The organism is Paenibacillus sp. 01T422 (assembly GCF_056398785.1).
In genome coordinates, this window is sequence record NZ_JBFTQB010000110.1 from 1 (window position 1) to 14,414 (window position 14,414).

General features: G+C 47.9%; 17 protein-coding genes. 9 read left to right on the forward strand and 8 right to left on the reverse strand.

Going from position 1 to position 14,414, the window contains the following annotated elements:
• Both AC1DUA_RS08475 and AC1DUA_RS08480 read right to left on the reverse strand, forming a co-directional pair.
• On the reverse strand, positions 1 to 125 hold a 125-nt coding region (locus AC1DUA_RS08475), incomplete at its 3' end, for an HAD hydrolase-like protein (protein ID WP_477499328.1).
• Entirely contained in the window at positions 119 to 415 is a 297-nt protein-coding gene (locus AC1DUA_RS08480) for a hypothetical protein (RefSeq protein ID WP_477499312.1), read from the reverse strand. The genes AC1DUA_RS08480 and AC1DUA_RS08475, both read right to left, overlap by 7 nt.
• Before the next feature lie 163 nt (positions 416 to 578).
• Between AC1DUA_RS08480 and AC1DUA_RS08485 the strand changes: the two genes are divergently transcribed.
• The 9 genes from AC1DUA_RS08485 to AC1DUA_RS08525 all read left to right on the forward strand — a co-directional run bounded on the left by AC1DUA_RS08485 (position 579) and on the right by AC1DUA_RS08525 (position 8,567).
• Entirely contained in the window at positions 579 to 1,142 is a 564-nt protein-coding gene (locus AC1DUA_RS08485) for a CcdC protein domain-containing protein (protein WP_477499313.1), read from the forward strand.
• A gap of 209 nt (positions 1,143 to 1,351) precedes the next feature.
• The gene (locus tag AC1DUA_RS08490) at positions 1,352 to 2,950 is read left to right on the forward strand and encodes a PDC sensor domain-containing protein (RefSeq protein WP_477499314.1); all 1,599 of its coding nucleotides are present in this window, start codon (positions 1,352 to 1,354) and stop codon (positions 2,948 to 2,950) included.
• Positions 2,898 to 3,503 carry a helix-turn-helix domain-containing protein gene (locus tag AC1DUA_RS08495; protein ID WP_477499315.1) on the forward strand — a complete coding sequence of 202 codons (606 nt, stop codon included), beginning with the start codon at positions 2,898 to 2,900 and terminating at the stop codon, positions 3,501 to 3,503. Before AC1DUA_RS08490 ends, AC1DUA_RS08495 begins: the two co-directional genes overlap by 53 nt.
• Positions 3,504 to 3,656: 153 nt before the next feature.
• Positions 3,657 to 4,052 (forward strand): hypothetical protein, encoded by a 396-nt coding sequence (locus AC1DUA_RS08500; RefSeq protein ID WP_477499316.1) that lies wholly within the window; start codon positions 3,657 to 3,659, stop codon positions 4,050 to 4,052.
• Positions 4,052 to 4,267: a hypothetical protein gene (locus tag AC1DUA_RS08505; RefSeq protein WP_477499317.1), complete on the forward strand. Its 216-nt coding sequence runs from the start codon at positions 4,052 to 4,054 to the stop codon at positions 4,265 to 4,267. The genes AC1DUA_RS08500 and AC1DUA_RS08505 overlap by 1 nt, the downstream gene beginning before the upstream one ends.
• Positions 4,268 to 4,278: 11 nt before the next feature.
• The gene (locus AC1DUA_RS08510; RefSeq protein ID WP_477499318.1) at positions 4,279 to 5,145 is read left to right on the forward strand and encodes a carbohydrate ABC transporter permease; all 867 of its coding nucleotides are present in this window, start codon (positions 4,279 to 4,281) and stop codon (positions 5,143 to 5,145) included.
• Between the two features lie 44 nt (positions 5,146 to 5,189).
• The gene (locus tag AC1DUA_RS08515) at positions 5,190 to 6,722 is read left to right on the forward strand and encodes an extracellular solute-binding protein (RefSeq protein ID WP_477499319.1); all 1,533 of its coding nucleotides are present in this window, start codon (positions 5,190 to 5,192) and stop codon (positions 6,720 to 6,722) included.
• A gap of 22 nt (positions 6,723 to 6,744) precedes the next feature.
• Positions 6,745 to 8,163, forward strand: a complete 1,419-nt coding sequence (locus tag AC1DUA_RS08520; protein WP_477499320.1) for a sulfatase family protein — start codon at positions 6,745 to 6,747, stop codon at positions 8,161 to 8,163.
• A gap of 116 nt (positions 8,164 to 8,279) precedes the next feature.
• Positions 8,280 to 8,567: a hypothetical protein gene (locus AC1DUA_RS08525; protein WP_477499321.1), complete on the forward strand. Its 288-nt coding sequence runs from the start codon at positions 8,280 to 8,282 to the stop codon at positions 8,565 to 8,567.
• Positions 8,568 to 8,871: 304 nt separating this feature from the next.
• Here the strand turns inward: AC1DUA_RS08525 and AC1DUA_RS08530 are convergent, their stop codons facing one another.
• The 6 genes from AC1DUA_RS08530 to AC1DUA_RS08555 form a co-directional block, all read right to left on the reverse strand.
• Complete coding sequence (locus tag AC1DUA_RS08530; protein WP_477499322.1) at positions 8,872 to 9,912, reverse strand: FecCD family ABC transporter permease; 1,041 nt, start codon at positions 9,910 to 9,912, stop codon at positions 8,872 to 8,874.
• Positions 9,909 to 10,934, reverse strand: coding sequence for a FecCD family ABC transporter permease (locus tag AC1DUA_RS08535; protein WP_477499323.1), 1,026 nt, complete (start codon positions 10,932 to 10,934; stop codon positions 9,909 to 9,911). Before AC1DUA_RS08535 ends, AC1DUA_RS08530 begins: the two co-directional genes overlap by 4 nt.
• A 79-nt stretch (positions 10,935 to 11,013) precedes the next feature.
• Positions 11,014 to 11,997: an ABC transporter substrate-binding protein gene (locus AC1DUA_RS08540; protein WP_477499324.1), complete on the reverse strand. Its 984-nt coding sequence runs from the start codon at positions 11,995 to 11,997 to the stop codon at positions 11,014 to 11,016.
• 137 nt (positions 11,998 to 12,134) lie between these two features.
• Positions 12,135 to 13,469: an LLM class flavin-dependent oxidoreductase gene (locus tag AC1DUA_RS08545; protein ID WP_477499325.1), complete on the reverse strand. Its 1,335-nt coding sequence runs from the start codon at positions 13,467 to 13,469 to the stop codon at positions 12,135 to 12,137.
• 29 nt (positions 13,470 to 13,498) lie between these two features.
• Positions 13,499 to 14,113 carry an RraA family protein gene (locus AC1DUA_RS08550; protein ID WP_477499326.1) on the reverse strand — a complete coding sequence of 205 codons (615 nt, stop codon included), beginning with the start codon at positions 14,111 to 14,113 and terminating at the stop codon, positions 13,499 to 13,501.
• 76 nt (positions 14,114 to 14,189) lie between these two features.
• Positions 14,190 to 14,414, reverse strand: a 225-nt coding sequence (locus tag AC1DUA_RS08555) for a hypothetical protein (RefSeq protein ID WP_477499327.1), incomplete at its 5' end; no start/stop codon positions are given.

Sequence of the window (14,414 nt, forward strand, 5' to 3'; positions counted from 1 at the left end):
GCAAGATCCTGTTCGCGAATCTTGCGAAATTGATGCTGTCCCGCTATTTCGTTGTACAACTTCACAAGCAATGCTCTGGAATCGACAAGTGTCCCATCAAAATCAAATAGGATATGTTTTACCATTCAGTTGTATATAGAAATAGGGCCGGCCCCTCAGTCGGCACTTCTTTGATTTGGTTATTAGCGAATTCATCCAGTGGATCTTTGGCGATATGCGGATTGCTGACGATGCGCAGATCTTCCCACACACAGGATACCCCGCGCCCATAGTCGTCTGCATTTCCAGCAAACATTTTACAACCCTGACAGAAATGTTTCTGCTGACTGGCATCTAGCTTAACAATTTTATTCCTAAGACAGCAGTAAATTTCATCGTCTGCATTACATACATTAACGTGAGTGATTAGAGCCATATGCATGTCAACTCCTTGCGGCACATTTTGTGTGTAATAGTAAGTTTATAGCGCTACTATTAAGTGTATGACAGTTTTTTGTAAACGGAATAAGATTTCTCATGACAAGCTGCCTAAATTTGCTACAATGAGTAAATGTTACAAACTGATTGGAGGAACAACCATGCAAGATTGGATGCATTACGCCATCCCTATCGTTATCATTTGTTTTTTTATTTATCGCCGAACCAAACGCACCATTGGCTTTCAAAAGCTTGCTAAGGGCCGGCTCAAATTCCGTCTCACGCTATTCAGTATCCTGGGAATCGCCAWTTTCCTACTAGGCTTCGTCCATCCAATTCATTTCATCGGCTATTTGATTGGCCTTGCTGCCGGCGCAGGATTAGGGCTCACTGCGATTCGCCATACCCGATTCGAGCATCGGGCTGACGGCTGGTATTACCGCACTCATCTATGGATTGAAATTGCTGTCCTCGTGCTATTTCTTAGCCGCATTATCTATCGAGTGGCATTCATCGCGCTTTCCCCGACCCCAACCAGCATGAATCCCGCCGATCTTACACAATTTACCAAAGATCCGATAACAGCTGGTGTATTCTTCATCATCGTGTCCTACTATATCCTATTTTTCGGCTATCTGCTTCGTGAAGAGACCAAACTTGATCCAACCGCGAAGGTTTCGAATGCCTCCAGCAGTGAAGGCTCCAGCCCTCAGATTGTCAAATAATGAAACATGGCAGCCCTCAAGGTCTGAAATCACTCAGACTTCCTGAGGGTTGTCTCGATTTTTTTATCAACTTAGACATCTATACCGACAAATTATGTGGTATTCTTCATAGATATATTGCTCTTTATTTGCTTTGCAGTTTTGAGTCAATTATTTTTGTTAACGCTTACATAAAAAGGGTCCAAAGTCCGATGTTCAAGGGGGAAACTATGAAACGAACTATATTTATACGTCTTTTGCTGCATTTAACAATTGCCGTGGTGTTGATTACACTGTTGGTCGGTATGCTCGTTTACCGTTATACAGATTCGATGCTGAAAGAAGAAGTACTCCTTCATAATCAGGAACTGCTCGGACAGTCGCGGAAAATGGTCGAGCAGGCGCTTGGAGAAGTAAAGCAATCAGCAGCTTCGCTCGCTCTGCACTCCGATCTACAGAAAGCGGTATGGCTCTCATGGGATTTGGAGGAGGAGTACCGCTTTCTGAAAAACACCGAAGATCTCATCACCGAACGGATCAATTCCTCCACGTATCTGGACTCCATCTATTTGTACAGCGCCCAAAATCAAAAATTGATCTCTTCCTCCGGCATCACCGACTTGCAGCAGTTCTCATACAAGCAAGGGGTCCAGCAATTTATGGAAAGCAAGCATATTTACGATTGGCAAGCTGTGCATCTGGAAGAAGGCGATCATTCCGTCAACGCCATGACGTTCCTTTTCTCCGTCCCCATTTGGGGTATCCAGAAGAAAGGCGCGATCCTTATGAACTTGAAAGAAGATGTGTTGTACAGCGCCGTCGTTAATTCGAATAACCGCAAGCTCGGGAATATGGCCATCTTAAACCAGGAGGGCGAGGTGCTCTCTTATAAGGATAAAAGCATGCTGCTTAGCCGGTTTAATCAAGCGGACATAGAGCGGATTCAGCGCGAGAAGGAAGGCTCATTCACCGAGAAGATCAATGGCCAAGATACGCTTGTTTCCTTTCTGACTTCGGATACCAATGGCTGGATTTATTTGACTTTGAATCCGTCAGCCGAAGTATTTAAGAAATCTCACGAAGTCATTCGTGTAACGCTCCTGATATCCTATATCGCTTTTTCGCTGGGCATGCTGATGATGATTATCGTATCCATAAGGTATTACAAGCCTGTAAGAAAAACGGTGCACATGATTGCGACGCTGCTGGACAAACCGTTCTCCAAAGTTCATTACAGAGATGAGTTCAGCTACATCGGCGACTCAGTCAACCGGCTTTACATCGAAAATGAAGCATTCAAAGAGAAATTTCGCGGTCAAGAGCTCGTCCTTCGCGATCATGTGGTACTCAGCCTGCTTTCGGGCAAGACGAACGACGACGAGCTGATGCGTCAAATGCAGTACTATGAGCTGGATTTAGATCACACTCATTTCATTGTGCTTGTGCTCCGCATCCATGCGGATGCAGATATTCCGGCAGGCCCTGAAGAGCAGGCGCTGAATTTACTGCATTTTCAGGTACGCGCCATCTGTGAGGAGCTCAGCGCTTCTTGCGGTAAAGGGCTGTACGTCAGCCAGTTCCACAGCCGTGATGTGCTTATTATGAACGCCGGTCATTGGGGAGGCCCTCAAGCCGCCTACAATCATGCGAAGGAGCTGGCAATTCGGATGCGGAACCGGGTGGCTGATGAGCTGCACGGGACATCGGTTACAGTTGGCATCGGCGGGAAGTATGAAAAGTTAAGCGAGATCTCCCTATCGTATAACGAGGCTTTGGATGCTTTGCTGTACGAGCGGATTGCTGGTAATCGAGCGGCTTGCGAGCGATGAGTTAGTGGGTTTCCCTTACAAGAATATTATGTTGACCCAGCTTCTTCATGCGCTTATGACCGTTCGTATCGAGCTTTGTGGAGGCGAAGAGGACGGCAGTCCAGACTTGATTATGGCATTCAGCAAAAAGAACAGCCTAGAGCAAGTCCGCGTCGACCTTGGTCTCGTTATACGCGACATCGCTGGAAGATTGGAAGGAAAACGAGAGATCAAGCATCAAGACGTCGTCGAGAAGCTGGTCGAGTATACCAAGCGGAATTATCGTGAGCCGATCAGTCTGCAGACGCTCGCGGATATGGCCTTGATGAATAGTCAGTACGTATCCAAATTATTTAAAGAAGTGACCGGGAAAAACTTCCTCGATTACTTGACCGAAACGCGCTACAACGAAGCTTGCCGTTTGCTTGAGCAAACGTATCTAACCATTAACGAAATTGCGGAAGCGACCGGATTCGGGCAGAAGCAAAATTTAATACGTACATTTAAAAAATATTGCGGACTAACGCCTTCCGAATATCGGAATCAGCGAGCTGTGCAGCGGATTAACGGGTAAAATACAACAATTGATACTAAACCGAAAATCTGATACCTGATCACATTCGAAAATTGAATCCATTCATCGGTATTGATTCTTGCCCGACCTCCCCCTCCTTCTTATGATGAAAGTGCAGTCACAATTGAATGAGAAGAGAGGGGGAAAAAAGCTATGTCAGTGCCAATGACGACAGTTACACACAAACGGCAGCTTCGTAAAATGATTTTTTGGAAACGTTTACTGGCCAACCGCTATTTGTATGCCATGTTGTTGCCTGCTCTTGTCTATTATACGGTGTTTCACTACGTACCCATGTACGGAGCGCTTATTGCTTTCAAGCAGTTCAGCATCACCAAAGGCATTATGGGCAGCCCATGGGTCGGATTCAAACACTTCACGTATTTGTTCGAGTTGGACAAATTTTGGCAAGTATTTTGGAATACGATCGTAATCAGCTTGTACAGACTCGTCTTTGGGTTTCCGCTGCCGCTTATCGTCGCTATTCTACTAAATGAAGCCCGTAAACTAATGTTCAAGCGGACGGTTCAAACAATCATCTACGCTTAATGGAGGCAGGATTCGAGCAAATATTCGTCTTGTATCATCCTGGCGTCTATCGCGTAGCCGATATCATCGACACTTACGTTTACCGAATCGGGCTCACCGAAGGGCGCTACAGCCTGGCTGCAGCTGTCGGTCTGTTCAAATCCGCTATCAACTTCACCCTGCTCATCATCGCCAACTGGTTGTCCAGAGCGCTCGGCGAGCAGAGTGTGTATTAGGAGGGACAGCTATGCACAACAGCAGTTTAGGGAGCAAAATCTTCGATTTGCTCAATTACGCATTCCTTGCTCTATTGGCGTTACTGACGGTATATCCGTTCTGGGATTCGCTGATTGTTTCGATTACACCAATGCAAGAGAGCATGTCTTCGAGTTTGCATCTGATTCCAAAAAACGTGACATTCGAAGCTTATCAATACATGCTCAATCTGGAACAACTATGGACATCGTACGGGGTTAGCATTCTCATTACCGTCCTAGGTACAATCATCAGCATGGTCGCAACGACAATGGCAGCCTATGCGCTCTCCAAAAAGCAGCTTCCCGGCGGCAGAACGGTCATGTTCTTAATCATTTTTACAATGATGTTCAGCGGTGGCATTATTCCGACTTACTTGGTTATTAAACAGCTTGGCATGATGAACACGGTATGGGCCATGATGGTTCCGACAGCAATTACAACCTATAACCTAATCATCATGCGCAGCTTTTTCAGCTCCATACCAGAAAGCTTGGAAGAGTCGGCTAAGCTGGACGGATGTAATGATTTCGGCATTTTGCTTAGGGTTGTCGTCCCCCTTTCCATGCCGGCGCTGGCGACGATTGCTCTCTTCTATTCGGTGTCCAGGTGGAACGAATTTTTCACGGCGGTCATGTATATTACAGATAAAAAAATATGGCCTTTGCAGCTCTTCCTGCGTTCCATGCTAATTGACAACGAGGCTGCTTTCCAATCGGGAGGGGACAGCCCTTTCCTGCTCGGTCCATCCATCAAAATGGCGACGATTATGATATCCGTAATTCCTGTTGTAATGATCTATCCCTTCTTTCAGCGTTATTTCGTACAAGGGGTTACCCTAGGAGCTGTTAAGGAGTAGCAGGAATCGCAATTTAAAGTATAGGAAAATGAGGAGGAACGAGCATGCGATTGCAAACGAAATGGGTAAGCTTTGCATTAGCTTCAATACTTGCATTATCAACGACAGGCTGTTCAAATAACACGGATACTTCTAACCGAGCGGAGGATAACGCAAAAAGTGGGCAGCCCACGAAGCTGGTGTTTTTGACATCGGGCGATGCAGCCGCTAAGATGATTCAGCCTGGGGACCGGATTATAGCCGAAATTAATAAGCGACTTGGCATTGATCTCGAGGTCAGAACCGTTCCAGAAGGCGGATATGAGAAAATCAGTGTGGCCATGGCTTCGGGCGATATGCCGGATGTCGTAACGATTAACTATCCTTCGGCTTCTGTGAGCCAATGGATCAGTGAAGGGTTGCTAGTCCCGCTAAACGACTTTTTCCCCGTTATGCCGACCGCGAAAGCGAAGATTGAAGCCAATTTCAAGGGAACCGCTGTTGACGGAAAGTATTACGGATATACATTCGTCGAACTCGAACGCTCCAATCAGGCACTTGCTTACCGAGCGGACTGGCTGGAAACGCTTGGGCTGAAACCGCCTGAGACGCTGGATGACTTTTATCAAACAATGAAAGCAATTGCTACGCAAGATCCGGACAAAAACGGCAAAGCGGACACCTATGGCCTAACGGGGGTTAAGAGTACCGGGTTTAACAGTTCCTTTAACTTCGTGTTTTATGCCTATGGTTTGCCTTACTCAGATTGGGCGTTAGACAGCGGGGGTAAAGTAGTTCCTATTTTTGAGCATCCCGCATTCAAGCAAGGCGTTCAGTATATTCACAAATTGTGGAATGAAAAGCTGATCGATCCCGAATTTTTGCTCAACGACACGCAGCAGCGCGAGCAAAAATTCTATCAAAGCAAAGTCGGATTCATGGCCCCGGCTCTTTACCGCCATGTGAATCGACTGGAAACAAGTTTGCAGAAAGTAAATCCTAACGGCAAACTTGGTTTTATGGCTCCGCCTGCAGGTCCAGAGGGCAAGCGGGGGTTGGCGCAGGCTCCGAAGAGCGGCTTATTTACGGCGATTACGAAAAGCGCCAAAAATCCGGAAAAAGCGGCTAAATTCATTGAATTCATGCTCTCCAAAGAAGGTCGTGATTTGCTGGAGCTAGGGATCGAAGGGGTTCATTATTCCAAACAAGGCGATAAAATTACATATAATGATGAAGAGCGGACAAAAGATAACTTTGCTTCGAACGGATGGTCTCATCCGCTTGCTTGGGGTAGTGTCGTTTGGCCGCTGACGGAAACCTACCTGCCGCAAACTGAGCCTCAAGCGGACAGGGCTAAACAATCCGTAGAGATTGCCTCCAAGTATATGGTTCCAAATTTAGTCAACACGACAACTCCGGAAGAAATTGAACGGGGCAGTGTCATTAATGAACTGGCGAATCAATATTATTTGGATATGATTACAGGCAAGAAGGATATCGACAGCGGCCTGGCCGAACTGTCCAAGAAATGGCGGGAACAGGGCGGCGATAAGGTGCTAGAAGCTGTCAATAAGGCTTATTTGGCACAAAAAAAATAGTGACGGAGGCGAATGAACGACGATGAGTAACGATCAAAAGCAGGGATCGCAAGCAAGCCGCAATGAGCAGCCCAACATCGTAGTTATCCTATCGGACGACCACGGAGCATGGGCTATGGGATGTGCAGGCAATCACGAGATCCGCACACCCAATCTGGACCGCCTTGCGGACCAAGGGATGAGGTTCTCTAGCTTTTTTTGCACCTCGCCGGTCTGCTCGCCGGCACGTGCTTCGCTAATGACTGGGCGCATTCCGTCCCAGCATGGCGTACACGATTGGATCCGGGATGGCAATGTGGGCGAATCCGCTATCCAATATTTGCAGGGGCAGATGGCGTACACCGATGTGTTGGCTGACGCCGGTTACGTGTGCGGGCTAAGCGGCAAATGGCATCTTGGCGACAGCGTGACACCTCAAAAAGGGTTCACGCATTGGTATGCTCACCAAAGCGGCGGCAGCAATTATTACAATGCACCGATGATTCGCGGTGGCGAACTGGTGAATGAGCCTGGCTACTTGACCGACGTTATCACGGACGACGCGCTCTCCTTCTTAGATCGGCAGGACGGCAGTAATCCGTTCTACCTAAGTGTCCACTACACAGCGCCTCACAGTCCATGGATCGATAATCATCCTCAGGACATTGTGGATTCTTACGACAGCTGCAAGTTTGAAACCTGTCCGCAGGAGTCCAAGCATCCATGGTCGATCAAAACAGCGCCATGGTCGGACGATCAACGCGAGAATTTAAAAGGTTATTTTGCCGCTGTGACCGCAATGGATACGAATATCGGCCGGCTCGTAGATAAGCTGGACAGCATGGACATTCGCAAGGATACCCTGATTATTTATATGGGGGACAACGGCTTCAACTGCGGGCATCATGGCATATGGGGAAAAGGAAACGGTACGTTCCCCCAAAACATGTACGATACATCAGTTAAAGTACCAGCCATTTTCAGCCAACCGGGTATCATTCCCCAAGGGCAAGTTTGCGATAATCTTGTCAGCGGTTATGATTTTATGCCTACGTTGCTGGCTTATGTAGGCTGTGATCAACCAAATACCATTAGGCTTCCTGGCTCTAGCTTCCACTCCCTCCTCTTGGGCGAATCAGCTCCTATGCGTGAGCAGGTTGTCATTTATGACGAATACGGTCCCGTGCGGATGATCCGGACGACCGACTGGAAATATGTGCACCGTTACCCTTACGGTCCGCATGAACTGTACAATCTGGCYGAAGATCCCAATGAAAAGCATAATCTGATCGACCTTCCGGGGACGCAAGAACAGTGCATCGCGATGAGAGATAAGCTGGAAGCCTGGTTTGCCCGTTACGTCGATCCGATGATTGACGGCGCCCGTGAAGGCGTAACCGGATTCGGACAAATAGGGTTAGCCGGAGTTCATGGCAAAGGGAAAAAGGCCTATTTTGAATAAGGCACAAGGCAATCGGTCCTTATCGTTAAAATAAGCTAGAATACGACACCGCCATTCGAGCGACATTTTAGCCATAGTACGTTAATCTATGAAAAATGATTCATAGGAGGACAACCATGATGCGAGATGTTGAATTCATTATAATGGGTGTGTTCGTTATAGGTATCATGTTGTGCATGTTTGTAGATGTGCTAATGAAAGATAAAGCGATGAGGTTCTCCTATCAGAGTCAAAATGAAATAGAAAGTGCTGCAAAGTCGGTCAAAGTTATTGAAGTTTTTGAGGGGCTTGCGGATTTTAAAGTCTTGAACGATCAGCTGCTTGATCAGAAAAAGGAAGTCGTTTACCCGATGTATATCGATTGCAGCCGCAACACCCTTCAGGCGCAGCCACCTGCTTGTTGATTGCCTTTGTCTTTGCCTGCTGAGGGATAGTGGAATACCTACCTCTACTTCTTCCCCAGCCCTGAACGGCGCAGATTAGCGGTAGAATTTCCATCTATTWCATCTGGCCAAGTTGCACTGGGCAACGGTGTCGATGGATGACTCGTCGTAAACAAAAAGAAATATCGGCAAAACTCCCGTTATTTCAATCCACGCTACCAAGAACAGACAAGGAACTCCGTCGCCGTCCGTTCCTACACTTTAAGCTTGTTTAACAACGCTCTCACTTCTACTCTCCCCGCCCACTTTACCGCTGATCCCATCCTCATCGATTCCGATTCCGATACAGCAGAAAAATAAAAAACGGAGCGCCAATGGCTGCGGTAAACACACCCGCCGGGATATCCAGCGGAGGAAAAGCCGTTCTTGCCACCGTATCCGAGATCAAGACCAAAAGACTGCCTATCAGCGCCGATACAGAGATCAATCCCCCATATGAGGGAGCGACCAGTTTTTTCGCAATATGCGGCGAAATTAATCCGACGAAGCCAATCGCGCCCGCAACCGCCACGGCCGAACCCGCCAGCGCCACGCTGATGAACAGCAAGAAGAAGCGATGCCGCTGAACGGGAGCACCTAGCCCTGCAGCCAGATCATCCCCCATTTCCTGCAAATTAATATGTCTGGCAAAATAGAGCGCCATCGGTATGAACACAATGGTCCATGGCAACAGCGTATACACGTTGTCCCAAGAAGTTCCGTAAACGCTCCCTGTCAGCCATGTATAAGCTTTGGTTGATGAATTCATCGGGCTAAGCACGATCATTAACATGGTTAATGAACTGGTCGCCGCCGAAATCCCGATACCAATCAGGACAAGCCTCGTGGGTGTAACACCTTTATGCCAGGCCAATAAATAAATGATAAGGGACACTAGAGCAGCCCCCACAAAAGCAGCTACCGGCATCCAATGAATGCTGACAGTGCCTGCAAAATACGTAATGAACGTAACAGCGGCCAGGGTCCCTCCTCCGGTTACGCCAATAATATCAGGTGAAGCTAGCGGATTACGGATCATCCCTTGAAGAATCGATCCTGCAACACCCAGTGAAGCTCCCACAAGGATAGCCACAATAATTCGCGGAAGCCTTAGCGTTCCGATCACCAATTCATGCTGCGGGGTGCTTTTTCCAAAGATCGTTTTCAGCACATCCTGCGGTGAAATGAAATTGCTGCCAAGACCCGTACTAATTAGGAACATCACGATGGCCAGCAGAGTCAGACCAGAAATGACAAGGAGAGTTCTCTGATGTAAAAGAAAGGAGAATCTTCCGGTCTTGCTTCGATAAACGATTAACCGTTTCATGACGTCCCTCCWTTCGAGCGCAGCCCTTTTCTAGCCGTATAGATGAAAAAAGGCACACCGATCAAAGCGGTCATGACACCGAGTGGAACCTCTCCAGGCATGATTACAAACCTGGCTACAAGATCGGCCAGAAGAAGCAGAACAGCGCCCAAGACAGCACAATAAGGAATCGCCCAACGATAATCAAGGCCAACAATAAACCGGGCAATATGCGGGATAACGAGGCCAACGAAACCGATTGAACCAGCGACAGCTACTGARCTTCCTGCTAATAGAATTACGGTTATGGCTACAGTCACTTTAACTAATCCAAGCTTCTGTCCGAGCCCCCTGGCAACGTCGTCACCTGACGCAAGGATGTTAACGGGATGCGCCAACACCAAAGCCGTAATCCCTGCGACCAACATATACGGCAGCACCGGAATCAAAGTATCCAAGTTTTTGCCCGCCACCGATCCAGCTAACCAAAACATCACATTCTGCAAAGTAGCCTCGCGAACGACCAGCATCCCTTGCGTAAAGGAACTGAACAGCGCGGTCATGGCAGAACCGGCCAGTACTATTTTGATCGGCGTCAGTCCTTCTCTCCCCAGAGAACCTAGAAAATAAACCGCAAACGCTGCGATGCCTGCCCCTGCGAAAGCTACCCAAATCAATTGGTCGATCGACGTAAGCGGGAGAAATGTAATCGCGATCACGACACAAGAAACAGCGCCCGCATTAATGCCAAAAATACTCGGGGACGCTAACGGATTCCTTGTCAGTGCCTGCATGAGCGCACCTGCAACGGCTAAGTTACCTCCAACCATTGTAGCGAAAAGAGCCCTGGGAATTCGTGTCGTTCGAATGATCACTTGTTCATTCGAATTCACATCGTAATGAATCAGCGACTGGATAACCGATGCAAAGCTCGTATGCGACGATCCAAGCACAACACTCAGTACAAATGATAGTAGAAAAATAAGAATACCAAACACCAAACCCAGCGCTTTATAGGGTGTCTGGTGCAATAATGGTCTCACAGGAATCCTCCTTTTATAACTAGCTGTAAAATTAAGGGAAGGCCGTTGACATAGAAGGTCAACAGCCTCAGCATTGCAATTATTTAGTTACACCATAGAATTTATAAAGATCATCAATCATTAGAACTGCTGCTAATGGACCGGAACCGTTATTCCATGTCGCTGCATTAACTTCGTATACTTTGCTTGCTTTAACAGCTCTTAGATTTTTCCATAGTGGAGAGTCGCTCCAGGTTTTTCTTAATTCCAAGCGTCCATCTGTACGATTCGCCGTTTGGTCGAAGATGATGTCTGCATCCATCTGTGTGATATTCTCTTTGGATTGCAGCTGAATTCCCCACTCTTTGCCCCGTTGGTTGGCTGGACGCGTGATGCCAAGCTCCTCTAGAACAGATGCTGAGAACCCTGTGTACACGATACGGGCATGATCCACACGGAAGTCAACGATACCGGCTTCCAGCTTCAACTTATCTCCCATTTTCGTTTTGAAATCGGTTACTTTCTTATTCCAGTCAGCCAAAAATTTCGTTTCGGCATCCTTCGTATTCGTCGCTTCAGCCGTCAATTTCAACGAGTCTTTCCAGAAATACACATCTTCCGTCATAACCGTTGGTGCAATAGCTTTTAATTGCTCATAAATTTTCTCATCACGGAATTTACTTCCGATAATTAGGTCTGGCTGCAGGGCAACCAGTTTCTCCAGGTTCGGTTGGTTTTCCGATCCCAGGTTCGTAACGCCGTCCATTTTGTCCTTAATGTAGTTATACCAAGGCTGCTCGATCCACGCCTCAACCGCTCCAACCGGCTTCACACCTAAGGCCAAAGCAGCATCTGTCGCCCCTTGGAACAAAGTCACGACTTTTTTAGGCGTTCCTTTAATTTCTGTCGTTCCCATCGCGTGCTTGATCACTCTAACGCTATTCGCGTCCGCAGTCGCCTGTGCTGGCGCTGGCGTTTGTGCTGCTGCTGGTGCCGCTTCCTGCTTAGGCTGACATCCTGTGAAGATGGCTGCCATTGAAAGCATTGCTGCAAGTACCAGTGTTACTTTTTTTTGCCTTACCATTTGTGTGAATCCCCCTAATCTATATTCGAACAATGATATTGATTCTCATTCTTATTATACGGAAGTACTTCGTAATGAAAATGGACATTCGCGACCACTTTTTTGGACTTTTCTGACARCCATACTTCCAAAACCGGCTAACTACGTGCAGCTAGCTCACGATCAAGTGTTAAACCCAAGTTCTCTCTCAACGTAGAACCTGTATACCCCGTGCGATAGATGCCCCTTTTCTGAAGCTCAGGAATAACCTTATCCACAAAATCATTCAAACCACCTGGCAGCAAAGCAGGCATCAGATTGAACCCATCCGCCGCCCCGTTCACCAGCCAACGCTCCATTTCGTCTGCAATCTGCACAGCAGTTCCAGCAAAGGTAAAATGCCCCCTACCCCCGGCTGTGCGAATGATCAGTTCTCTTATCGTCAGGTTTTCCCGGCGCGCCAGGTCGACGTATAGTTGGAACCGCGCTTTCTGCCCTTGTATCTCGTCAATGGGCGGAAGATCCCCGAGCGGCACAGGGCCGTCCAGCGGATACTGAAATAAATTGATTTTGAGCAAATCTGACAGGCTCCGAATGCCATATTCCGAAACAGCCAGTTCATTCAGCTCTCTCTCTTTAGCCTTTGCCTCCGCTTCCGTGTCGCCAACAAATGGAATAAACCCCGGCAAAATCTTCAATTGGTCCTCGGAGCGTCCAAACTGCTTCAATCTGCTTTTAACATCGGTATAAAAGGCAATCGCTTCCTCCATCGTGTTCTGCGCAGTAAAGATCACTTCCGCCAGCTCGGCAGCAAACTGCTTGCCATCCTCGGATGAACCAGCTTGCACCAAAACAGGATGCGTTTGCGGAGAACGAGGGATGTTCAAGGCCCCTTTTACAGAGAAAAATTCACCATTAAACTCAGCACCCTTAATCTGGCTAACATCGGCATAGATGCCTGACTGCTTATCAACCAGCAGCGACTTTTCCGACCAGCCAGCCCATAGACGCTTAACCACCTCAACGAATTCCTTGCCACGGTCGTAGCGAACTTTATGGTCCATATGGTGCTCCCTGCTAAAATTATGCGCAGTCGCGTCCCCTGTCGAAGTCACAATATTCCATCCCGTACGACCTCCGCTAATATGATCGAGGGAAGCGAATTTTCTCGCGATATGGTACGGCTCATTGTAGGTGGTCGAGGCCGTTGCCGTCAGTCCGATATGCTCGGTCACAGCCGCAATCGCAGCTAACAGCGTGAATGCTTCAAGCTGGGGAATGACCCGATATTTAATTAATGGGGTTAATCTGTATTTTTCAGCTAAAAAGATGGAATCCATTTTACCGCGCTCGGCGGTTTTGGCCAGCTGTTGGTAGTAGTTCAGACTTGTCGCAAGCTGCGGCTGCGCGTCTGGATGTCGCCATGAGGCTTCATGATGGCCTGTGCTCAAAATAAACAAGTTCAAATGCAGCTGTTTCTTCGGCTCTTTCACTCCTATCACCTCTTTGTGGTCAAATTTATTTATGACGGCAGTACATAGCCGTATTCTTTTCTTCTCTGCTCTTCTTTCTGCTGCTTCTCCAGAGCCTTCAAACCGATTTCCGTCGCCTCGCTCGGGTTAATAACGAAAACACCGTCGTCATCTCCCACGACCAAATCGCCGGGCTGAACGCTTACGCCAAAAACGCTAACAGGCGTATTAACCTCGCCCTCAAGCTTCAGTGTCCGCGTGGTGAGTGCGCTAATCCCCTTGGAATAAACGGGAAAGCCAAGCCCCGTAATCGCGCGAACATCCGCAGCGCAGCCGGAAACAACGACACCAGCAACCTTTTTAGCTATCGCCGCATAGGTTCTGAATTCCCCCCAGCAAGCGCGCTGCTCATCGCCGGACATGTCAATAACGAGCACATCCCCGGGCTGCACCAACTCCATAGCCTTGGTAAGGGCGCTGGAGTCAATATGGGGAGTACGCACTGTTACAGCGTTCCCCAGCAGACGAATCGGCCTGAACAGCGGCTGAGCGCCGTGCAGGAAACCGAAGTCTGTCAAATGACCGATAGTAGATGGACTAATCTCTTTATATAGCTCCAGAAGTTCGGGCGTTACGCCTTGTACCCTTGGTTGAATACGAAACATAAGTGATCTCTCCTATCCTTATTGTCCTTATTGTCCTTATTGTCCTTCATGTCCTTCATATTCTTAACACCCTTAATTATCCGCGACTCGTTAGCTGCGCTTCTTTGCTCAATTCCTGCGCCTGATGCGCTTCAGTCAAAACATGAAAGGGATTCGCCACTTCACCTTGACCAAAAGGCATGCTGCCCGGAACGCGCAGCGCCTGCTTTTTGAGTAGCGGACGCACAATCTGCTTCCAAGGCCAAGCAGCCTTAACGAACAGCGCGTCATTCAGAACGCCTGCTACCTCATCCGGCACATC

Coding starts and splice junctions, on each gene's coding strand:
- AC1DUA_RS08510 (WP_477499318.1), top strand. CDS start 4,279: ATGCACAACAGCAGTTTAGGGAGCAAAATCTTCGATTTGCTCAATTAC.
- AC1DUA_RS08490 (WP_477499314.1), top strand. CDS start 1,352: ATGAAACGAACTATATTTATACGTCTTTTGCTGCATTTAACAATTGCC.
- AC1DUA_RS08495 (WP_477499315.1), top strand. CDS start 2,898: ATGCTTTGCTGTACGAGCGGATTGCTGGTAATCGAGCGGCTTGCGAGC.
- AC1DUA_RS08550 (WP_477499326.1), bottom strand. CDS start 14,113: ATGTTTCGTATTCAACCAAGGGTACAAGGCGTAACGCCCGAACTTCTG.
- AC1DUA_RS08525 (WP_477499321.1), top strand. CDS start 8,280: ATGATGCGAGATGTTGAATTCATTATAATGGGTGTGTTCGTTATAGGT.
- AC1DUA_RS08515 (WP_477499319.1), top strand. CDS start 5,190: ATGCGATTGCAAACGAAATGGGTAAGCTTTGCATTAGCTTCAATACTT.
- AC1DUA_RS08540 (WP_477499324.1), bottom strand. CDS start 11,997: ATGGTAAGGCAAAAAAAAGTAACACTGGTACTTGCAGCAATGCTTTCA.
- AC1DUA_RS08530 (WP_477499322.1), bottom strand. CDS start 9,912: ATGAAACGGTTAATCGTTTATCGAAGCAAGACCGGAAGATTCTCCTTT.
- AC1DUA_RS08480 (WP_477499312.1), bottom strand. CDS start 415: ATGGCTCTAATCACTCACGTTAATGTATGTAATGCAGACGATGAAATT.
- AC1DUA_RS08505 (WP_477499317.1), top strand. CDS start 4,052: ATGGAGGCAGGATTCGAGCAAATATTCGTCTTGTATCATCCTGGCGTC.
- AC1DUA_RS08500 (WP_477499316.1), top strand. CDS start 3,657: ATGTCAGTGCCAATGACGACAGTTACACACAAACGGCAGCTTCGTAAA.